This window comes from Citrobacter sp. MGH100 (genome assembly GCF_001034465.1).
Classification (GTDB): domain Bacteria; phylum Pseudomonadota; class Gammaproteobacteria; order Enterobacterales; family Enterobacteriaceae; genus Citrobacter; species Citrobacter youngae.
This window is the reverse complement of the sequence record NZ_KQ089800.1, coordinates 703,243-724,167: the sequence shown is the minus strand read 5'-3', so window position 1 is coordinate 724,167 and position 20,925 is coordinate 703,243. Positions and strand designations below refer to the sequence as shown.

Here is a 20,925-nt window from a genome sequence, read left to right as displayed (position 1 = left end):
ATAATTTACATCAATTACCAGCTGTAACGTACGAGCAAACTACCGCTGAGATCGCCATAGTCATTACGTCCTTTTTGACCCGCCACTTGTCCAGTGATACTCCACTGGCTATTCAGATTCGCCTGGATACCCACTTTCACCTCGGCGCGATCTGCCGGAAGATCCTGCTTCACCTCAGCACAATCAAATGCTACGCCAACATCATCACTGGTGTGTAACCAGTTTACCTCCGCAAATGGCTGGATAACCGACGTCGTATTCTTGTGCAGCTTACCATCTACCCGCAGTCCGAGGCGCGTGGTCCAGCTGTCACCGTTTTGTCCGTCAATACGCGTTCCATTCTGCACAACCGCGTCCGCTTTATATTGCTGCCATGTCACCTGAGCCTGTGGCGTCAGGCTGACAGTATTCAGGTTTTCAAGTCCGATGTCGTACCGATAGCCCGTTTCCAAGGAGACCGCGCTGGCCGCCGAATCATAATCTGTTGACCCGACATCGCCGTTATCGACGCTGTTATTGTAGAGGCCGTACTGGTACCAGCTATCCACATACAGCCCGCTGTGATTCTTCGCATCCGCAAACCAGGTGGCATAAGCGCCGAGATTATAACCGGCTACGTTACCACTGGCAGAGAACTGGCTCCCATCCGCCCCTCGGTTACCGGTGCTGTCCGTGTCGGCGTTAATGTAACTCACCATCAGTCCCGCCTTCAGGCTCTGCTCGCCATTATCCCAGCTAAGCACATCACCACCGATTTGCAGTTGCGAGTAAGTGTTGTCAATATCCACATGACCGTCTGCCGCTGTTGACGACGCATCACCTGCTTTAAAGCGCATCCACATACTGCCATCATCGGTACGTAATTGACTCCCTTCGCGGTCATAAAGGGTCTGCATTTGCAGATTACGCGCCATCCACTGGTTGCCCAGATAAGCGCCAATATCAGCCCGATATTGCGGATCTACCGGTTTACTATCACCACCATCGTCCGGTTCTACCGGCGTAACATCGTCGCCATCATCCGGGTCTACCGGCGGGACAGCCTGCGAACGCAAATACCAGTCACCGCCGTCTTCATACAATCGGTATTCATACAAACCTGTCTGCACCTGATTACCCTGAGTAAAAACGCCATCAGACTGACCGCCGACATCAATCACTTCAATACCTTTTGTTGTTAACGCCCCTTCCCCCCCGATGTTATTGACATAGAGCGTCGTGCTACCGGAGGTATCACCAGTGATAATCACTTTATCCGTCGGTGAATTGTCATCCCCTAACTGCGTGTTCAGATAAAGATGACTGTTATCGCCATGATAATTCCCATTAATCGTCAGCGTTTTAAATTGTCCGTTCTGTGAAGGAGTATCAAATACAATATCTCCGGCATTATTTAATTGAGTTAAAGAAGAATCACCGGTAATTGTCCATTGCGTCTGTTCAGCCAGTGAGAGATTCAGCGAGGAGTCTACCGTCGGATCGGTGTTAACAAACGTCGCCCCCACCAACCGCGAACCAGACGCCATATCCAGTGAAATACGGCCTTCACCCGCGCTAATGATATCGCCCGTAATATCCATTACACCTGAACCGGTCACGGTCCCGCCGGGTAAGAGATTTCCCGCACTGTCGGTAACAACAGGAACAAGAATAGCGACACCATCCTGGGTTTTAATGGTAGTGTCACCGGTCAGCGATATTGCCCCGCCCTGCTGAACCACCGCGCCATAACCATTTGCCCCACTCGCTGTCACATCAATGGTCAGGTTTTCACCATTAATTATTCCCGGACGGTTTAAATTATTACTTCCTATCGCCCAAAGCCCGTAAGGGTTATTTTGCCCACTCATGAGAATATCGGTATTCGCGATATTAACCGTTGCGCCGTAGAACTGGGATGACACGCCGTAACCATCGATCGCGTAAATAACATTTCGATTGTCGGCATCCCCTTTAAAATCAAGAGTACTCCCGGAGGTCGCAGCGATACCGCTGGTCGCAGAGCCCGACATGGCAGAACTTCTGCCGTCAACAACGCTGCCTGCGCCAATCATCACATCGCCCCCCTGCGCAATGATGCCCACAGACTGAGCGGTATTGACGGTAAGCGCGTCCGCGTGGAATTCGCCCCCCGTCACCCAGAGGGTCGTCGCCCCTCCGGCTGCGCTTATGATGCTGTTTTGGCCTAAATCCATAAAACCTGTGCTCATTGATATTGCACTTACCTGCGTCCCAGTCACATCAATCGTCAGATTATCAGCAATAAATTCAGAACCTTCTGCCGCGGGGTTTATCGTTACTCCAGCCCCATCATAGAACCCGGTGATTGAGATGGTCGATCCGCTGCCCAAATCAATGCGTGATCCGGCCCCATTAATAGCGATGCCACGCGTGGTACACCCCCCTGTACGACAATCCAGAGTCGTACTGATATTAATATCCATATTATTGGCGATTAACGTAGCATCGGGACCCATAACGGAGATGCCTTCAGCAAGATCGGAGGCACCATTGATGGTTACTCTGCTGTTATCTCCCAAATCAACATGATTATTTTTACCCAGCTTTAAACCTGTCACAGAACCATAATCTGTTGCCAGTCCTGTTGCAGTGACAGTGAGTTGATCGGCATCTAATACACCATCAGTACCTATCTCAATACCGGTTGCAATATTATTGCCCTCTACAACCACCTGGCTATTTTTACCTAAATCAATTTTAGCATTACCCGTACTTTGAATCCCCCACGCAGTGTTATCTATACTTGTAGCATGGATAAAACCATTATCCATGGTGAAAGTACCACTACCGCCTAATAAATAGACACCGCGGGCATCACCTATCCCACCAATACTATAATCAGTTTCAGTTATGGCTGTAATAGAACTTCCACTACCAAGATCGACGTTACTGTCTTTGCCTATATTTTTAAATCCATAAACATTATTTTTACCCGAAACATCAATATTAATACCGGATGCTGTTACTTCTGTACCCAGGTTATTACCTGAAATCAAAATTCCGGTGGTATTTTTACTTGAATTTTGTGTGCCATCCGTATCGACGACATGGATTTCGGTATTCGTGCCTAAATCATTTTTGGTGCCATTATCCAGTGAAACCCCGGTAGACAAAGTTTCACCCGATACGTTGATAGTTGCTTTTCCTTTAATCTGTAAGCCATCACCGCCGGTAGTGATGCTCTCAACACCCGTGGTATTTGTTTGTCCACTCGCCGTAACGACTTCATTATCATTCAAAATAATTGATGCACCGTTTTGTGGGCCTAACCCGGCAGCATTGACAGCAGCACTGCATATTAATGTTGCCAGACCTGTTACCCTGATGCTATTACGCATTCCATTATTACCGCGGGAAAACTCACCAGCGACCACAAACATATTACGCGCCGTACTCCAGACTATATTATACATAGCATTCACATTTAGTTCCCTCTACGCCAATAGAAAAATCAGGAGGCACAACTTCATTACATATTCATTAGCAATATAAATCATTCTAAAAGATAAATTATTTATATATTGCACTTGTAGATTATATTATATGTACCCGCAAACGACAGATACTATAAAGATTCGCCAATTTTAATTAAAGAAAAAAATAAAAATAAACCAAGTGAATAAGATAAATATAAACATTCAAAATCAAAATAAAACAACCATTATTACCTGGCTTCCCTACACATAAAATTAAAAGCAAAACGCCCTCCATATTGTGGAGGGCGTTTAATAACTGCCAGCTAAATATTACAAAGAATGATAATATTGACTACTTTTATGCCATATGCGAAGCCGCGATATCCAATAGCGCCATCTCTTCGCTGTTCAGCAATTTCTCAATGTTAACCAGAATCAGCATCCGGTCTCCCAACGCGCCCAGTCCCGTCAGATATTCCGTTGACAGCGTAACCGCGAATTCCGGTGCCGGTCGGATTTGATCGGTCGTCAGCGACAGCACATCGGATACGCCATCCACGACAATCCCAACCACCCGTTGTCCCAGATTCAGCACAATCACCACGGTGTTCTCGTTGTAATCCACATCGCTCTGGCTGAATTTCACACGCAGATCAACAATCGGCACAATCACGCCGCGCAGGTTAGTCACACCTTTAATAAAGGCTGGCGTATTGGCAATACGCGTAACCTGATCGTAGCCGCGGATTTCCTGCACTTTCAGGATATCGATACCGTACTCTTCATCCCCCAGCGTAAACACGAGGAATTCCTGACCTGACGGTTCGCCGGCCAGTTTAGTTACATTACTCATACCGGTCATATTCTTCCCTTTCTTACTCAATCAGGCGGCTGTGATTGCCACACGTTGTTCGCGGTTTAACCCCTGCAATGCAGAGACATCGACAATCAGCGCGACGCTACCGTCGCCGAGGATCGTTGCTGCGGAAATGCCTGGCACTTTGCGGTAGTTGCTCTCCAGGTTTTTTACCACCACCTGGTGTTGACCAATTAGCTGATCGACCAGCAACGCGTAGCGACGCCCTGCACTTTGTAAAATCACTACAATACCCTGAGTTGCTTCGGTTTTTGCACCTTCAACTTCAAAGACTTTCCACAACTCAACCAGCGGTAAATACTCACCACGCACTTCCAGAACGCGCTCTCCGCCGGCCAGCGGATGGAGATCTTCTTCACGAGGTTGCAGAGATTCCATCACCGCATTCAGCGGCAGGATAAACACTTCATTGGCTACACGAACGGACATGCCGTCAAGGATAGCGAGCGTCAGCGGCAGTAAGATACGGATGGTTGTGCCCTGACCCTGTTTTGACTGGATCTCAACATGACCGCCCATCTCCTGGATATTTCGCTTCACCACATCCATACCGACACCGCGCCCGGAAACATCCGTCACCTGCTCGGCGGTCGAGAATCCCGGGGCGAAGATCAGCATGCCGACTTCGTCATCGCTCATATTTTCGTGGATCGGCATCCCCTGGGAAATAGCCTTCGCCAGGATACGTTCGCGGTTCAGACCCGCGCCATCATCAGTCACTTCGATACAAATATTCCCGCCTTGGTGTTCGGCAGAAAGTGTCAGATTACCAATCGGGCTTTTCCCGGATTCGATGCGTTTTTCCGGCAATTCAATACCGTGATCGAGGCTGTTACGTACCAGGTGCGTCAATGGATCAATGATGCGTTCAATCAGGCTCTTATCGAGTTCGGTTGAGCTCCCCACCTGCGTCAGTTCGACCTGTTTACCCAGCTTACCGGCCAGATCGCGCACCAGACGTGGGAAACGGCTGAACACATACTCCATTGGCATCATACGAATCGACATCACCGACTCTTGTAAGTCGCGGGCGTTACGTTGTAACTGCCCCATGCTGGTGATGAGATCGCCATGATTGACGGGATCCAGTTCATTAGAGCGCTGAGCCAGCATTGACTGTGTGATGACCAGTTCACCCACCAGGTTAATCAGTTGATCGACCTTCTCAACCGCCACGCGGATGCTGGTCGACTCGCTGGCGCGGGCTGGTTTCTCACGCTCTGCCCGTCCATGCGGCGCTTCGTTGGCGGTCGCTTTGACCACCGGCGCAGGCGCAGCAACCGGTAGCGGCTGTGGTTCGACGACATCCGCGACAGCTGGCGTTTCTGCAACAGTCGGCGCGACAGTGATAGTTTCGAACTCAATCTGATCCGCTTCAATGACGAAGCAGAGCACAGCAATAATGTCATCTTCAGCGAGGCTACCGTCGATCGTTGCCGACAGCGTATCGGCACCTTTGACCACATCGCTTAAGGTCGCCAGATTCCCCAGTTCCTCTTCCAGTAAATCGACTTCACTGGCTTTCAGGCGCGAGAGAATGATCCGCTTTTTGATCTCTTCAGTGACAGGGGCGGCTTGTGCAACCACCTCGTCTGGTATCGCCGTGCTATCAACAACGCTCAGTTTGGCGCTATTGACCACCGCGGGCGCGGTTTCACCTTTTGCTTCGAGCGCTAACTGTCGTAACGCATTACAAATGTACTCAAAGCTGGCGGCATCCGGCTCCTCTGAGTTTTTATAGGCGTCGAGCTGTTCCTGCATAATATCTTTCGTTTCCAAAAACAGGTTGATAATGTCGGCATTGAGCTGCATCTCGCCACGCCGCGCTTCATCCAGCAGGTTTTCCATCAGATGGGTCGTTTCCTGCAAAATGGTAAAGCCGAAAGTGCCCGCCCCGCCTTTAATCGAGTGCGCTGCACGAAAAATGGCATTCAGCTGTTCGGAGTCCGGGGCTTCAGGCACCAAATCCAGCAGGTGTTGCTCCATGTCAGCCAACAGTTCGTCAGCTTCATCAAAAAATGTCTGATAAAAATCGCTAATATCCATGCTCACGCTATCACCTCGGATTGGCTGGTGGCGATGTGGGAACGCTTGCCGGCGGCATCGCCACTGGCTGTTGTAAGACACTTACCGGCTCATTCTGGCTTTCAGCGTTTTCATGCAAAATGGCCTCTTCGGCCTGCTTATTCAGAACCAGCAGGCTTATACGGCGGTTGATGGCGTCCTCGGGACCGCGATCGCTCAGACGCATCGTGGCGGCCATACCTACCACCCGTAATACTTTTCCATCATCCAGTCCGCCGCTGACCAACTCGCGACGCGAGGCATTGGCGCGATCGGCAGACAGTTCCCAGTTGCTATATCCCTTCTCACCGTTGGCATAGGGATAATCATCCGTATGACCAGAAAGACTGATACGGTTTGGGATCCCATTCAGCACCGGCACAATCGCCCGCAAAATATCACGCATGTAAGGTTCAACCTCTGCGCTTCCGGTTTTAAACATCGGGCGGTTCTGACTGTCGATAATCTGTATCCGCAGCCCTTCCTGGACCAAATCAATTTTCAGATGTGGGCGTAGTGCACGCAGCTTAGGATCGGATTCAATCAGTTGATCAAGATCGCCACGTAGCTTGCTCAAGCGACTTTGCTCCATGCGCTTTCTCAGCTCATCAATGTTGGGCTGCTTATTCACTTCCCCCTGCTGCTGGGTGTAATCATCACCCCCACCAGGAATTGGACTTTGGCTATTCGAGATCCGATTTCCGCCCGTCACCGCAGTGGCCAGCGGAGTACGGAAATATTCGGCAATTTGAATCAGTTCTTTAGGGCTGGAGATGGAAATAAGCCACATCACCAGAAAGAAGGCCATCATCGCGGTCATAAAATCGGCGTAGGCAATTTTCCACGAACCATGCGCCCCACCACCGTGATTTTTATGTTTGCGTCGCTTTACGACGATAATGGGATGGGCCTGATTTTTCATGCGTCCTCGGTCGTCTGCTGCGCTGCTGGATTCCTCACCGCACGAACATGCTCTTCCAGTTCGATAAACGAAGGACGTTCGCTGGAATAGAGCGTCTTACGACCAAACTCGACCGCAATCGGTGGCGCGTAGCCATTCAGATTGGAGAGCAGAGTTATCTTCACACACTGCATCATCTTGGTGGTTTCAGCACTCTTCTGTCGCAGGACGCTGGCGAGTGGGGAAATAAATCCATAGGCCAGTAAAATCCCGAGGAATGTCCCTACCATCGCATGCGCAATCAATGAACCCAGTTCAGCCGCCGGACGGTCAGCAGAAGCCAGAGCGTGAACAACCCCCATAACGGCTGCCACGATCCCGAACGCCGGTAATGAGTCACCGACCATCGCCAGGCTATTGGCCGGGACTTCAGCTTCACTTTCGTGAGTCTCAATTTCTTCGTCCATCAACGCTTCAATTTCAAACGTGTTCATGTTGCCGCTGATAATCAGACGCAGATAATCAACAATAAAATCAAGCATCACCGCATCCGCAAGAATGCGTGGATAGCTGGCGAAGATTTCACTCTCTTTGGGGTTTTCGATATCGCGCTCAAGCGAAAACATGCCCTGCTGACGTGACTTGGCCATCAGGCGATACAGCAGCGCCAGCAGATCCATATACATCGCTTTGGTGTATTTTGAACGACGGAAAAGCATCGGGATCGCTTTCATCGTCCCCTTGATGGCTTTTCCGTTGTTGCCAACGATGAATGCCCCGATACCTGCGCCACCGATGATCACCAGCTCAGCCGGTTGATAGAGTGCCCCAAGGTGTCCGCCGGTCATCATGTAACCGCCGAAAACTGTACCAATAACAACCAGGTAACCTAATAAGATAAGCACGACATCATCCTTTCGCAATTGACTATGACAGGATGCGCAGTCGGGCAGTTAACTCATGGTCAGGACAAAAAAAAGCAGCGGTAATCGCTTACCGCTGCTGGAGTGTTTATCCACACCGTTTCAGTTAAACAGCCTGTTCGATCTGTTCATCCAGCAGTTGTGGAATAATATCGGCAGCATTCTGGGAAAGTTTACGTCTTTTTACGGCTCGCGATGGCGGCTGACATAAACTGCAGGCAAAGCTACCTGCGGGTTGGTGCGCGTGGGTAATAAAATTTCCGCCGCAGCAGTTACAGGCGGACAATTCAAGCAAACCACTGTCAACAAAACGGACAAGGGTCCACGCACGAGTAAGCGCCAACAACGGCCCTTCTTCTGGTTGCGGGCACTGCTCAAGATATAACCGATACGCTTTAATCACGGCATCCACGCCGCTGCACAAACCGGTTTTAAGCAGAAATTGCCATGCATTACAAAACATCGATGCATGAATATTTTGTTCCCACGTCATAAACCAGTCGGTGGAAAACGGAAGCATCCCTTTTGGCGGAGGACTACCGCGTAATTCTTTGTACAGCTTGATGAGTCGGCCACGGCTTAATTGCGTTTCGCTTTCCAGCATTTGCAAACGGGCGCCCAATGTGATTAATTCCATCGCTAACTGGATATCACGCGCTTCCTGAACAATGCTTTTTTCGCTCATCATCAAGCCCTTTTCTTACGCGCTGCGTCATCGATGTCGTTAAGCAGGCGTGTTGAAAGCATAATACCGGTATGAATTTGCTGAAGATCGTCAACGCGGGAATCTTGCGTCAAACGCGTTACAGTCTGATGATCGTCGAAACGGAAATGGCATACCAGTTGATTGGTTTCAGCCAATTTGACCATTTGAGGAAGTGTTAATGTTGCCAATGTATCTGCCATCTCCTCGCTGATACCCAAGCGGAACATTGCAGACGCTTTGTCCTGAACGATCAAACGCTGTGCTAGCAATAAATACGACAAATTGATGTCATAAATGTGTTTCAGCAACTCGGATGTATGCATTATTTGCATCCATAATAACCAACATTATTTTCATGCGGCAGAACCGCACCCCGTGATGTCGCCGGGAAGGCCCGGTAAAAAAAAAGCAAAAGGTCAAATACATAGCAACGTGATGGCGCTTACGCGTTGTCTAAACATTCCTTTCGTAGAATGCCGCGTCCCTTACAAGCTCACATCATTTCTTACAAATGTCTAAGATTTTTCCTAATTCGACGCAACTCTACCCGCCACCCGTTACACATACAACGTAGCCATGCTGCGAATTTAAAGAATATGTGACGCAGATCACATAATCAAGCTAAACACTTAACATAAATCCATCAGCACAGCTTTTATTTTGGCTATTTTTTAAACCACCATTATCTTTTTCGATTCCAGCCATACGAATAATCTTGCAATAAAAGCGAATAGTATTCTGTTTACGAACGTTAATATCACGCGCAGAAATAGCGAGCTGGATCACAGATTTAATATGAAATGACATTTCAGTTAAACTCTTTATAAACAAAGACTTAAATATTAAGACTGATTAATTAATACCGGGCTGTGATAACCGTTTAAATGTTAATTGATGTATACTTTTTATTAACAAATTGTTTTTATTAGAGATGAGTTTAACTTAAATCATCCGAACAGATTTGCAGCTTATATGAAGTGATTATTCTATTTATAAGAATAATTAATGAATAATCATGATGACATTCACACAATTACCGTACGAAACGTAGCAGTATGGCGTTATACGATCAAAACTGAAAAGTTCTCTCATAATTCATGAACAAAAGGAGCGAGTTATGAGCTATGCGCACATTCTTGTCGCTGTTGCCGCCACCCCCGAAAGTCACCAACTGTTAGCAAAGGCTGTTTCAATCGCTCGCCCTGTCAACGCCCGCATTAGTCTGATAACCCTGGTTTCAGATCCCGAACTGTATAACCAGTTTGCTGCTCCAATGCTGGAAGATCTGCGGGAAGTCATGCAAGAAGAGACCCATAATTTTATCGATCAGTTAAGCAAAGAGGCGCAGTACCCCATTGAGCACACGTTTATTACCTATGGGACATTGAACGAACACATTCTGGATGTATGCCGCAAACACGCGGTTGATCTGGTGATTTATGGCAACCATAACCACAGTTTCTTTTCGCGAGCCTCCTGCTCAGCGAAAAGCGTGGTCAGCGCAAGCCAGGTTGATGTGTTGCTGGTACCGCTTGCCGGCGATTAATCACGCCTGTTTGCTGCAGGCTGTCTGCGGGTCAGGCGACAGGTTTTCTATATGACGCGATGCGACGTTCTTCAGATCGCAAATAAATCGCGCCTGCCAGTTGTTGATATCATTTTTAACGATGGTCTGCAGCATTGCCGCATGACGGGAAATGCGCTCGGCAAGCGACATCGTCAGAGCCTGGTTTAATGCGCCTGCAACATCATCCCGATCATAAGGGTTTACAATGAGTGCAGAAGTCAACTCATTCGCAGCCCCGGCAAACTGCGAGAGCACCAGGACGCCGGGGTTGGCAGGGTCCTGTGCGGCGACATACTCCTTTGCCACCAGATTCATGCCATCGCGTAGTGGCGTCACCAGTCCAACATCTGAGTAACGGAAGACCTTCATCAGTAATTTACGGTCAAAATACTGATTCAGGTAGTACAGCGGCGTCCAGCCCAGTTGCCCGTATTTACCATTGATCCGCCCGGCCTCGGTCTCTAACTGGTGACGAATATCCTGATAAGCCTGTACCTCCTCACGCGAGGTCGGTGCTATCTGCGTATAACGAATCTTACCGTGATGCTGGGGAAACTGTTCCAACAGCGCCTCATAGGCCTGAAAGCGCTCCGGCAGGCCTTTGGAGTAATCCAGCCGCTCAACAGAGAAGATATTTTTCACATTTTTAAGTTCTGCTTTTAACTGCGCCAGTTTCGGCGGTAGCGATCCTGATGCTTGCCGTGCAATCTCCTCAGGTGCAATACCAATAGGATAAACTTCCGTGCGGAACGCTTTCCCCCAGGCCAGATGCTGTTTCTCGCGGAGCGTAGTTACCTGAGTTTGCGCCGTCAGACAGTCAAGAAAGGCCTGGCGATCGTTGTCGGTTTGAAAGCCCAATAAATCAAAGTCGCACAGTTGCTCAAGCAACGCCTGATGTGGCGGCAACGCATTGAAAATTTCGGGTGTCGGAAAAGGAATATGCAGAAAAAAACCGATGCGATTATTCACACCACGTTTGCGTAGCTCGCAGGCAAAGGGTAACAAGTGATAATCGTGGACCCAGATGATATCGTCATCGCTAAGCAGTGGCAGCAGCTTATCAACCAGTAAGGCATTAACCCGCTGGTAGCCTTCCCAGGCACTACGCTGAAACTGTACCAGGTCCAGTCGATAATGGAACGCGGGCCATAACACGGCATTCGAAAACTGGCAGTAATACTCCTCGTAATCCTGTTCACTCAGATTAAACGATGCCCAGGTGATGTTGCCACGGGTAACCTTTTTTAACGGTTGTTCCTCATTGCCTGTATCACCACTCCAGCCGAACCACAGGCCGCCAGCCGCCTTCAGTGCGCCCAGCACACCTACAGCAAGACCGCCAGCACTGCCTTTGTCATCCGGGGAGGCGATGCGGTTAGATACTACGACTAAACGACTCATAGCCACCTCTCCTGTCATTCGTTGCTTCTTGTTCCTGCTGCGGACAGTTGATTTGTTCCAGCCAATGCCAGACGTTCCTGACAGCAGCCAGGCGCCATGTCGCCTGAGTCTCCCCGCTACCCACTTTTACCGAGATACCGCCGGCGCGATTGACCACGACAAAACCTGTTTCATCGGTCAGATCATCACCAACAAAAACAGGGGTCCGTCCGACAAACGGCGCTTCCTGCATAAATGCCGCAATTGCATCTCCTTTATTGGTGTCCTGTGATTTGATTTCCACAACACACTTCCCGGGCTGCAATGCCAATTGCGGCCAGATATGGGTAATACGTTCCGCCAACGCCAGCAGCGCGGCCTCATGCTCAGGCGCCTGCCGGTAATGCAGAGCGAAAGCCATGCCTTTAGTTTCAAGCGTTGTCCCCGGTAACGTCGCCAGCGCCGCATGCAATAACGCCCCCGCTTCGCGCTCGACCACCGCAGGCAGATGCACAATATGGGTTTGACCATTGATGTCACGGCGTTCTGCCCCATGCACCCCGGCGAGCGGGAAACGATAAGGGGTGGTGAGTGCGTCAAGCTCTGCCATTGAGCGCCCTGAAATCAATGCCAGAGCACCCGCATTTTGCGTGGCCAGGCGATGTAATAACTGCAGAATTGCCTGTGGAACAACAACCAGGTCAGGATGCGGTTTGATTTCAGCCAGTGTTCCATCGAGATCGAAAAAATAAGCACTGTTTGTGGGATGCTCAGGGGGTAAGGTTAGCGATGCTGTCACCCGATTCTCCTCCTCGTCATGGTCTGTACGCCGCGCGGATCGCGCCGTATATAGGATGTATGACGGGTATAAGTATAGACAGTGTGACCGTGCTCGCCATTTAGAAAAACAATCGCCAGCCGGGTAGCGGCTGGCGATTGGCGGAAGCTAGACTAAAAAGTTGGGATTTAAATCATCAAACAGTACGCTTAGCTTTTTGTTTGTAGCGGTCGAAGATCACCGCCGCCAGCAGGATCAAACCTCGTACCACATACTGTGCGAATGGAGAGATATTCAGCAGGTTCATCGCGTTCTCGACCGTCCCCAGAATCAACACCCCTGCGACGACATATGAGATTTTTCCGATACCGCCTTTGAGCGAAACGCCCCCTAACACACAGGCAGAAATCACGATCAGCTCATAGCCGATAGAGGTCATTGGCTGGCCGCTGGTCATACGTGATGCCAGGATAATCCCCGCCACGGCGGATACCAGACCGGAGAGAATAAAGATAATAATCTTAGTGCGAACGACCGGCACCCCAGCCAGACGAGCCGCTTCCTCATTGCCCCCAATCGCCAGCGTATTACGACCAAACGTGGTTTTATTCAACAGCAGGCCAAAAATAATAAAACAGCCCACGGTTAACCAGATCGGTGCCGGCAGTCCTAACCAGTTGGCATAGCCAAGCGTAAAGAAGCGCTCGTCTTCGATTCCCACAGCTTTACCGTCGGAGATAATGTAGGCCAGACCACGAACAATTTGCATGGTGGCGAGCGTCGTGATCAACGCGTTAATTTTTAAGCGTGCAATCACGAAACCATTCACCAGACCGCACAGAACGCCGAGCAACAACCCTGCCGCCACGCCAATCCACAGGCTTTCGGTCATATTAATGACCACTGCCGTCGTCACCCCTGCGCAGGCAATAACGGACGCTACCGAGAGGTCAAAATCGCCGGATGCCAGGCAAAATAACATCCCGCACGCAACCATACCCGACATAGATACCGCCAGTCCCAGCCCCTTCATGTTGATGAACGTCGCAAAGTTTGGCACAAAAATAGCGCAAACCAGGAACAACACGGCAAACACCACCAGCATCCCGTACTGATCCCAAATTCGGCCAAGATTTAGCGCCGACTTCGCAGCGCCTGAACCCGATGTAGAAACGGAAGACATCATATTCTCCTTATTCAGGCGACTGCCTGGCTGACTTTAGGCATAGCAAGGCTCAACGCCTGGCGTTCATCCGCCTGTTCATGAAGTAATTCACCTGCGATCTCACCTTCTCTCATCACCACAATGCGGTCGGCGACACCAAGAACTTCCGGCAGGTCACTGGAGGCAAACAGCACGGCAACACCGCGCGCAGCCAGGGCATAAATCACGTTATAAATTTCATGTTTCGCTCCAACATCAATGCCGCGGGTGGGCTCATCCAGCAAAATCACTTTCATCTCTTCCGATAACCAACGCCCCAGAATGGCCTTTTGCTGATTACCGCCAGAGAGGTTCATGATCAGTTGCTCTGCACCCGGCGTTTTAATGTTGAGTGAACGGATATGATGGTCAGCATTGGTCTCTTCCCAGCCGTTGTTGATCAGACATCCCCCCGTAACATGTTTACGGCGCGCACTAATATTGATGTTGTTGCGTACCGAATGGACCGGGATGATCCCTTCGGCTTTGCGATCCTCCGGACACAGCATCATGCCTGCTTCAATGGCGTGACTGGGTTTGCGGATATCTATCGCTTGTTCGTCAATAAACACCTGGCCCTGTGTGATACGCGTCCCGCCAAACAGACCTTTCATTAATTCGCTACGTCCGGCACCAACCAGGCCGAACAGTCCGACGATTTCGCCGCTACGCACCGATAAGCTGATCGGAGTGCGCACGCCTGGCGCTTTTACCTCATGCAGACGCAGACGCTCCGCGCCATAAGGTCTGGCTTTCCAGCCATAGATGTCCCCAAGATCACGCCCCACCATCGCCTGTACCAGTGCGTCGTGATCAACCTGCTGCATATCCGTAAACGTTTTGACGTACTGGCCATCCTTAAACACCGTTATGGCATCGCTGAGGGCGAAAATCTCCTCCATGCGGTGGGAAACGTACAGAATGATGCGGCCCTCATTGCGTAGCTCACGAATTACGCGAAACAGATTGTCAATCTCCCTGGCGGAAAGAGAGCTGGTGGGTTCATCAAAAGCGATAATCTTGGCATTACGCGCCAGCGCCTTAGCAATCTCCACCATTTGCCACTGACCGATGGAGAGATACTTCAACGGAATATCAGGATCGATATCCATTCCCAGATGCTTTAACTGCAGCCCCGCCTCGTAGTTCAACAACGAGCGGTTCACAATCCCACCCTTATGCGGAAGCTGACCTAAATAGATGTTCTCGGCGACGGTCATTTCCGGCACCAGATGCAATTCCTGGTAAATAATGGCGACACCGGCATTCAGCGCAGTGGTTGTGTCCGCAAACGAAACTTCCTGTCCGCGGATCGCTATAGATCCCGTGGTTGGCGCGTAGTTACCGCTGAGAATTTTTAATAATGTTGATTTCCCTGCGCCATTTTCACCCATCAGTGCATGCACCTGACCGGCATAGCAGTCGAAACTAATATCCGTTAGCGCTTTTACGCCAGGGAAGGTTTTGCCGATGCCGCGAAATGAGAGATACGGGGTAGACTGTTGCATAACGTCTCCGTGGATCTAAACGGTTGCCGGATGGCGGCGTAGCCTCATCCGGCCTACTAAGGGCGTTATTTGTAGGCCGGATAAGATCGTTTTACGGCAGTTGAGTTATTTGCCGCCTAAGCCTTTTTTCGCCAGTTCTTCTTTGAAGTTGTCGCGGGTAATCAACACCACATCGGTAACTTCAGTAAACACCGGCGGTTCTGCGCCTTTGGTGACCCAGTTGTAGAGCATTTCACTGGATTTATAACCGTGAACGTCCGGGCTAGGTAGCAGTGAACCGTAGAATCCGGTGGCTTCCGCTTTGGAGAGTTCGCTAATTGCATCAACACCGTTAATACCGATACCAATCACGTTTGCAGCTTTAAACCCCTGCCCTTCGGTAGCACGCACGCCACCCAGCACAGTGTTGTCGTTCATACCGACAATCAGCCAGTGTTTAACTTCAGGATGTTGCACCAGCATGGAGTTTGCGGCGTCGAATGCGCCCGGGATATCATTCGATTTGGTTGGGACCTGGTAGATCTGTTTTTCCGGGAAGCCTGCAGCTTTAAGCGCTTCCATCGAACCCGATGTACGACGGCGCGCGGTATCCAGTTCGTTTGCGGTAATCGCCATTACAGCGGAAGATTTCACATCCCAGCCACGTTTCTGCATTTCTTTGTACAGTTCCTGGCCCTGGCGTTCACCAATTTTGGTTGCTGCCATCATCACCAATGGCACAGTATCCATCGGCTTACCTTTCGCATTGGCGAACTGATCGTCAACCGCGATGACTTTCATGTCATAGCCACGCGCCTTTGCCATAATAGCAGGCCCAAGTTTTGGGTCCGGCGTACAAATTACAAATCCTTTTGCCCCGCTTGCCGCCAGGCTGTCGATAGCATTCAGGGTTTTCTCGCCGTCTGGAACGGCAATTTTAATCACCTCAAACCCAAGGTCTTTACCGGCTTTATCAGCAAACTTCCACTCTGTCTGGAACCAGGGCTCTTCCGGTTGTTTGACCAGGAAACCGAGCTTCATGGATTCAGCGATAGCGGATTGTGACATAATGGCAGCCAGACCAATGGCCGCCAGCGCTTTAGTGAATTTGTGCATGGTTAACTCCAGCTTTAACGTTCTTTTATGTAGGGTAAAATCAAACGATTTTTTGTAATCCGGACGTAAAACAAGGCATTACCTTTTATTGATAAGATCAATGCCAGTGCTGAGAGTATTTTTAGCGGGAAATTGATTCTCCATAAGAGAGCGGCATCACACCCTGGAATTACAGTAGTTGCGTACATAAATTCAGCGGGAAATGACATAAAAAAACTCAATTTTCAGAATAGGGAAAATGAGAAATAGCAGATTAATCCATAACATCAGCCAGTGAATCCTTGTTCCCGAATATCGAAACATCCGGGAGTCCAATGATTACCAGGGGTAATAAATATGGTCAGCGTGATCGCGAACAGGGATATCGTCTTCTAACAGACGCGCAGAAAGCGTAAACGCAAAATCAAAAATATGGCCCAGCCCTTTGCCACTGATAAGATTGCCATCTTCAACAACAGGCGCATCGACATACTCGCCGTCGGTGATGGTTTGCCACAGCTCACCTGAACACACGTAGCGCCGTCCTTTCAGCAACCCATTACCCGCCAGCACCCGCGCGGCTGCCGAACAAACCGGGCAAATCAGTTTTCCTGCATCGTCATGACGAGCGACAAACTGAACGACTGCAGCGCTGGCGGCAAGATTTACGCTACCCTGTGGTCCCCCTGGCAACACGATCGCGTCGTAGAAGGCATCCCGACGGGCCTCCAGCGTACTGTCGGTCACCATCGGCACGTCATGATAGCTCACCACCGCACGAGACTCAGCGCAGGCCAGCGTCTCAACCTCAATTTGCAGGCGACGTAGAATATCAATAGTAACAATGGCTTCAGCCTCTTCAAAACCGGGTGCCAGCAACACCGCCACCTTCTTCATATACAACTCCTCGATTTATCCACCGATATCCAACAACAAATGCCGAATAATTCATTCCGTTAAATTTATTAAAACTGATCTGGCGCAAGAAATTAGGTTGCAGATAATTTCCAGACACATCACTTCACCGGGAAGTTCGCATCAAAACCAGCGGTGATAATCACCAGACGTCATAGAATACCGCGGCCTGAAATTTAATTTTGAGACTTGAAACGGCATTTCACTGTCTTTATTTTACATAAATACATTATAAATCAGATAATTATATTCATATCGCTTATATACAAAAACGGCATGGCTAAACATATTGTTATGCCAATATGTAAAAAAACATAAATAGGTGGTTTTAAGGATTTTCTTGATACCAGGCACGCGCTATGCTGATTCACGATCGGAAGCGGATATAATTCGCGATCATCTAAAGGACCGGCGGAACGGATTTATTCTGCTAACAGTATTACTCGTACGTAGATGTGAAGTGCAACGGCAGCCCGTTGTACTGGCGTTGGTGACGTACTTCTCTTTTCTGGAAATAAGGATATTGATATGGCTGCAGTTGGAATTGTGCACAAACTCAACACGCAAATGAACCTTGAGTTTTACGCATCGAATCTCTACCTCCATCTCAGTGAATGGTGCTACGAACACAGCCTGACAGGCACCGCGACGTTTCTGCGCACTCAGGCGCAGGGTAACGTGACGCAAATGATGCGTATGTTTAATTTTATGAAAAACGCAGGGGCTAACCCCATCGTCAAAGCCATCGATGTTCCCGGTGATGACCTAACGTCCCTTGAAGAGCTGTTTCAGAAAACGCTGGAAGATTATCAGCAGCGTTCTCGTACGCTGTCACGTCTGACGGATGAAGCAGAAGCGTTGAACGACGCACCAACCGTTGATTTTCTTCATGATCTGGAAAAAGAACAGCAGCAGGATGGCGTGCTGCTACAAACGATTCTTGATGAAGTTCGTAGCGCTAAACGTGCTGGGCTGTGTATGGCGCAAACGGATAAGCATTTGCTAAACGTCGTAAACTACCAACATCACTGATATCCGATCGCGACAAATCTGCGCCTCCCGTTCTGAGAGGCGTAAAAAAACCTTTCTAAAACCTGAAACAACGGTTTATTTTAGTGAGACTCATTCTGCGGAGTGAATTTCAGCTCGATCAACGCAACCGCTTTTTGAATTGCGCGCATCGTAACGGGATCAGCGCCCGCGGGATGGCTGGAAAAGTCGATGCTTTTCAGTTGACTGGACATTTTTTCCCGAACTTCTACCGGGGCAATAACATCAATAACATCCAGAATTTGCTTGATAACCAACTGGCAGGCAACAACGTCCGAGAGCAGTTCCTGATCGGCATTCAGTGTTTGGGACATAGTGAGCTCCTTATAGAAAGGTCGTCATAGTACCTATTCAGCGCTCGAAACGGTAGCGGTGCAAGCAGTACAACCGCGCTGAAAATAAAAAAACAGACCCAGTTAATTTCGTTTGAGATGGCAAGCACAACATGAGTGAACATTTAGCGGTTGAGAATAAGCGGGGTCTTTCTCCGGCTGCACTACTGGTCGCCGGGGCCTTCTTTATGGAGTTCATCGATGGCACGGTGATTGCGACGGCCCTGCCCGATATGGCAAAAAGTTTCGGCGTGCAGGCCGTTGATCTGAACATCGGCATCAGTGCTTATCTGATTACGCTGGCGGTTCTCATCCCTGCCAGTGGCTGGATTGCCGATCGTTTTGGTGCCCGAAAAGTATTTACCCTGGCACTGGCGATCTTTACCTTCGCCTCAGTCTTATGTGGACTCGCCACCAGCATTGAAGGCTTTGTGGCAATGCGCATTTTACAGGGTGTCGGGGGGGCACTGATGGTGCCGGTCGGCCGCCTCGCCGTTCTGCGTACCACGCCTAAACACCAGTTAATCACCGCAATCGCCACCCTGACCTGGCCTGCCTTAGTGGCCCCAATAATTGGCCCCCCCCTGGGCGGATTTATTACCAGTTACGCCAACTGGCGCTGGATCTTCTTCATTAATGTGCCGCTGGGGTTGCTGGCGATTGCGCTGGCGCTGCGTTTTATCCCGGATATTCATGATGACGAGCGACGCCCGTTCGATTTTCCCGGTTTTATTGCCACATCGGTCGCGATGGTCAGTCTGGTATATGCGATGGAACTGCTGGGAACCCAACAGCCGCAGGGCTGGTTAACCGCGGGACTTCTGGCACTTGGAATAGCCACGTTCCTGTTTGCCCTGCACCATTTTCGCCAATCCGCGTGGCCAATGATTCGTCTGGATGCCATGCGTGTGCCTACATTTCGTGTCACGATGTACGGAGGCTCGCTGTTTCGTGCCTCTATCAGTGCGGTACCCTTTCTGTTGCCACTGATGTTTCAGGTTGGGTTTGGTATGAATGCTTTCCATGCCGGTTCGCTGGTGTTGGCCGTGTTTGTTGGCAACCTGACGATTAAACCCGCTACTACGCCGTTAATACGCTGGTTAGGCTTTAAAAAACTGCTGTTGATAAACGGTGCGCTTAATGTGCTGGCGCTATTGGCGTGTGCGCTGATCACGCCGCAAACTCCCGTATGGGTAATTTTACTGGTGCTGTATCTGGGCGGCGTTTTTCGCTCAATTCAGTTTACCGGTGTCAGCACGTTGGCATTTGCGGATGTTCCTGCATCGCAGATGAGCTATGCCAATACGCTGTTTAGTACAGCGACGCAACTGGCTGTTGGATTAGGGATTTCGTTGGCGGCTATCGGGATCCGTATCGGGGATCAAGTGAGTGAATGGTTGTCACTGGGTGCAATACCCGGCATCAGTTTCCGGCTGGCATTCGTCGCTATCGCCATGATTTGCCTGATAGGAATGGTTGATACCCTGCGACTTACCCGCGATGCGGGAAGCGCAGTGTCAAATAAGCGTCGATAAGCCCGATAGTTCACGCCATCGGGCCAACCGGGTTTAGCCAATAACTTCACGGACAAAGGCTTCAATCGCTTTATCCTGGCAGTTTTCAAAGAAACACTGCTGGAAACGTGGGCCGGAAACGGCGGTTTTCACCAGTTCAGGATCGATAGCGCGCAGGGTATCAAGATAATTTTCTTTTACTACTGCCGCTTTCACCTGGTTTAAAATCCCCGCATTACGCACCTGCGGGTCTTTACGCTCCGGCGGATAACCTTCACCATTACGACCGGTAAACGCTTTTTCAAACATATACCGGACGTTCAATTCAGCCCCCCAGCCAAACCCTTTCGCAAAGGCCAGCGAGAGCGCATTACCGTTGTTTATCTGCGCAAACAGGAACGCATCCGCGGGATCAAGGCAGTAGCCACACACCACGCCTGGGTGAATATTCAGTGACATCATTGCCCCCTGACCCGTACCGCAGCCCGTGACAACGAAATCAATCGCTTTTGAATTGAGCAGAATGCTGGCCATGATCCCTAAATGGATGTAAGTCAGATGGTGATCGTTTTCGTCGCTCATCCCGACATTGAACACAGGAAAACCTTTTTCATCCGCGACAGACTTAAGCTCATGGTGAATGATCGCGTTTTTGCTTGCCTGGCTGTTTTCCATCATCAGTGCAATTTTCATTG

The 20,925-nt window shown here is 49.8% G+C and carries 18 protein-coding genes; 3 read left to right on the top strand and 15 right to left on the bottom strand.

Annotation, left to right across the window (positions count from 1 at the left end; genetic code table 11):
• Positions 1-14 precede the first annotated feature (14 nt).
• The 7 genes from SK32_RS03415 to flhD all read right to left on the bottom strand — a co-directional run bounded on the left by SK32_RS03415 (position 15) and on the right by flhD (position 9,231).
• Positions 15-3,443, bottom strand: coding sequence for an autotransporter outer membrane beta-barrel domain-containing protein (locus SK32_RS03415; protein ID WP_048211350.1), 3,429 nt, complete (start codon positions 3,441-3,443; stop codon positions 15-17).
• Between the two features lie 352 nt (positions 3,444-3,795).
• A complete protein-coding gene (cheW, locus tag SK32_RS03410) occupies positions 3,796-4,299 on the bottom strand; it encodes a chemotaxis protein CheW (RefSeq protein WP_003839146.1) in 504 nt (167 codons plus the stop codon).
• Positions 4,300-4,320: 21 nt separating this feature from the next.
• Positions 4,321-6,366: a chemotaxis protein CheA gene (gene cheA, locus SK32_RS03405; RefSeq protein ID WP_048211349.1), complete on the bottom strand. Its 2,046-nt coding sequence runs from the start codon at positions 6,364-6,366 to the stop codon at positions 4,321-4,323.
• Positions 6,367-6,370: 4 nt separating this feature from the next.
• Entirely contained in the window at positions 6,371-7,300 is a 930-nt protein-coding gene (gene motB / locus SK32_RS03400) for a flagellar motor protein MotB (RefSeq protein WP_048211348.1), read from the bottom strand.
• Entirely contained in the window at positions 7,297-8,184 is an 888-nt protein-coding gene (gene motA / locus SK32_RS03395) for a flagellar motor stator protein MotA (protein WP_032939611.1), read from the bottom strand. Before motA ends, motB begins: the two co-directional genes overlap by 4 nt.
• Before the next feature lie 124 nt (positions 8,185-8,308).
• Positions 8,309-8,887, bottom strand: coding sequence for a flagellar transcriptional regulator FlhC (gene flhC / locus SK32_RS03390; protein WP_005127694.1), 579 nt, complete (start codon positions 8,885-8,887; stop codon positions 8,309-8,311).
• A gap of 2 nt (positions 8,888-8,889) precedes the next feature.
• On the bottom strand, positions 8,890-9,231 hold the full coding sequence (gene flhD, locus SK32_RS03385; RefSeq protein ID WP_040232414.1) for a flagellar transcriptional regulator FlhD: 342 nt from the start codon (positions 9,229-9,231) through the stop codon (positions 8,890-8,892).
• A 794-nt stretch (positions 9,232-10,025) separates the two neighbouring features.
• Between flhD and uspC the strand changes: the two genes are divergently transcribed.
• Complete coding sequence (gene uspC / locus SK32_RS03375) at positions 10,026-10,454, top strand: universal stress protein UspC (protein WP_048211346.1); 429 nt, start codon at positions 10,026-10,028, stop codon at positions 10,452-10,454.
• Here uspC and otsA read toward each other — a convergent pair whose 3' ends face one another.
• The 6 genes from otsA to SK32_RS03345 form a co-directional block, all read right to left on the bottom strand.
• Positions 10,455-11,876, bottom strand: coding sequence for an alpha,alpha-trehalose-phosphate synthase (otsA, locus tag SK32_RS03370; RefSeq protein ID WP_048211345.1), 1,422 nt, complete (start codon positions 11,874-11,876; stop codon positions 10,455-10,457).
• Positions 11,851-12,654: a trehalose-phosphatase gene (gene otsB, locus SK32_RS03365; RefSeq protein ID WP_048211344.1), complete on the bottom strand. Its 804-nt coding sequence runs from the start codon at positions 12,652-12,654 to the stop codon at positions 11,851-11,853. Before otsB ends, otsA begins: the two co-directional genes overlap by 26 nt.
• Before the next feature lie 175 nt (positions 12,655-12,829).
• Positions 12,830-13,816 carry an arabinose ABC transporter permease AraH gene (araH, locus tag SK32_RS03360; RefSeq protein WP_048211343.1) on the bottom strand — a complete coding sequence of 329 codons (987 nt, stop codon included), beginning with the start codon at positions 13,814-13,816 and terminating at the stop codon, positions 12,830-12,832.
• Positions 13,817-13,830: 14 nt separating this feature from the next.
• Positions 13,831-15,345 carry an arabinose ABC transporter ATP-binding protein AraG gene (gene araG / locus SK32_RS03355; protein ID WP_048211342.1) on the bottom strand — a complete coding sequence of 505 codons (1,515 nt, stop codon included), beginning with the start codon at positions 15,343-15,345 and terminating at the stop codon, positions 13,831-13,833.
• 105 nt (positions 15,346-15,450) lie between these two features.
• Entirely contained in the window at positions 15,451-16,440 is a 990-nt protein-coding gene (locus tag SK32_RS03350; RefSeq protein WP_005127705.1) for an arabinose ABC transporter substrate-binding protein, read from the bottom strand.
• Positions 16,441-16,758: 318 nt separating this feature from the next.
• A complete protein-coding gene (locus tag SK32_RS03345; protein WP_048211341.1) occupies positions 16,759-17,316 on the bottom strand; it encodes a DJ-1/PfpI family protein in 558 nt (185 codons plus the stop codon).
• Between the two features lie 546 nt (positions 17,317-17,862).
• Between SK32_RS03345 and SK32_RS03340 the strand changes: the two genes are divergently transcribed.
• Complete coding sequence (locus SK32_RS03340; RefSeq protein ID WP_048211340.1) at positions 17,863-18,366, top strand: non-heme ferritin-like protein; 504 nt, start codon at positions 17,863-17,865, stop codon at positions 18,364-18,366.
• An 80-nt stretch (positions 18,367-18,446) separates the two neighbouring features.
• Here the strand turns inward: SK32_RS03340 and SK32_RS03335 are convergent, their stop codons facing one another.
• Positions 18,447-18,698 (bottom strand): DUF2766 family protein, encoded by a 252-nt coding sequence (locus tag SK32_RS03335; protein WP_005127709.1) that lies wholly within the window; start codon positions 18,696-18,698, stop codon positions 18,447-18,449.
• A gap of 131 nt (positions 18,699-18,829) precedes the next feature.
• Here SK32_RS03335 and SK32_RS03330 point away from each other — a divergent pair, with 131 nt between their 5' ends.
• Positions 18,830-20,251, top strand: a complete 1,422-nt coding sequence (locus tag SK32_RS03330) for an MFS transporter (RefSeq protein WP_048211339.1) — start codon at positions 18,830-18,832, stop codon at positions 20,249-20,251.
• Between the two features lie 33 nt (positions 20,252-20,284).
• Here SK32_RS03330 and SK32_RS03325 read toward each other — a convergent pair whose 3' ends face one another.
• Positions 20,285-20,923, bottom strand: coding sequence for an RpiB/LacA/LacB family sugar-phosphate isomerase (locus SK32_RS03325; protein WP_005127717.1), 639 nt, complete (start codon positions 20,921-20,923; stop codon positions 20,285-20,287).
• Between the last annotated feature and the right edge of the window lie 2 nt (positions 20,924-20,925).

What these genes read in the sequence shown, in the direction of transcription:
- cheW (WP_003839146.1), bottom strand. Translation starts at nt 4,299, where the DNA reads ATGACCGGTATGAGTAATGTAACTAAACTGGCCGGCGAACCGTCAGGT.
- motB (WP_048211348.1), bottom strand. Translation starts at nt 7,300, where the DNA reads ATGAAAAATCAGGCCCATCCCATTATCGTCGTAAAGCGACGCAAACAT.
- flhC (WP_005127694.1), bottom strand. Translation starts at nt 8,887, where the DNA reads ATGAGCGAAAAAAGCATTGTTCAGGAAGCGCGTGATATCCAGTTAGCG.
- flhD (WP_040232414.1), bottom strand. Translation starts at nt 9,231, where the DNA reads ATGCATACATCCGAGTTGCTGAAACACATTTATGACATCAATTTGTCG.
- uspC (WP_048211346.1), top strand. Translation starts at nt 10,026, where the DNA reads ATGAGCTATGCGCACATTCTTGTCGCTGTTGCCGCCACCCCCGAAAGT.
- otsA (WP_048211345.1), bottom strand. Translation starts at nt 11,876, where the DNA reads ATGAGTCGTTTAGTCGTAGTATCTAACCGCATCGCCTCCCCGGATGAC.
- araH (WP_048211343.1), bottom strand. Translation starts at nt 13,816, where the DNA reads ATGTCTTCCGTTTCTACATCGGGTTCAGGCGCTGCGAAGTCGGCGCTA.
- araG (WP_048211342.1), bottom strand. Translation starts at nt 15,345, where the DNA reads ATGCAACAGTCTACCCCGTATCTCTCATTTCGCGGCATCGGCAAAACC.
- SK32_RS03350 (WP_005127705.1), bottom strand. Translation starts at nt 16,440, where the DNA reads ATGCACAAATTCACTAAAGCGCTGGCGGCCATTGGTCTGGCTGCCATT.
- SK32_RS03345 (WP_048211341.1), bottom strand. Translation starts at nt 17,316, where the DNA reads ATGAAGAAGGTGGCGGTGTTGCTGGCACCCGGTTTTGAAGAGGCTGAA.
- SK32_RS03340 (WP_048211340.1), top strand. Translation starts at nt 17,863, where the DNA reads ATGGCTGCAGTTGGAATTGTGCACAAACTCAACACGCAAATGAACCTT.
- SK32_RS03335 (WP_005127709.1), bottom strand. Translation starts at nt 18,698, where the DNA reads ATGTCCCAAACACTGAATGCCGATCAGGAACTGCTCTCGGACGTTGTT.
- SK32_RS03330 (WP_048211339.1), top strand. Translation starts at nt 18,830, where the DNA reads ATGAGTGAACATTTAGCGGTTGAGAATAAGCGGGGTCTTTCTCCGGCT.
- SK32_RS03325 (WP_005127717.1), bottom strand. Translation starts at nt 20,923, where the DNA reads ATGAAAATTGCACTGATGATGGAAAACAGCCAGGCAAGCAAAAACGCG.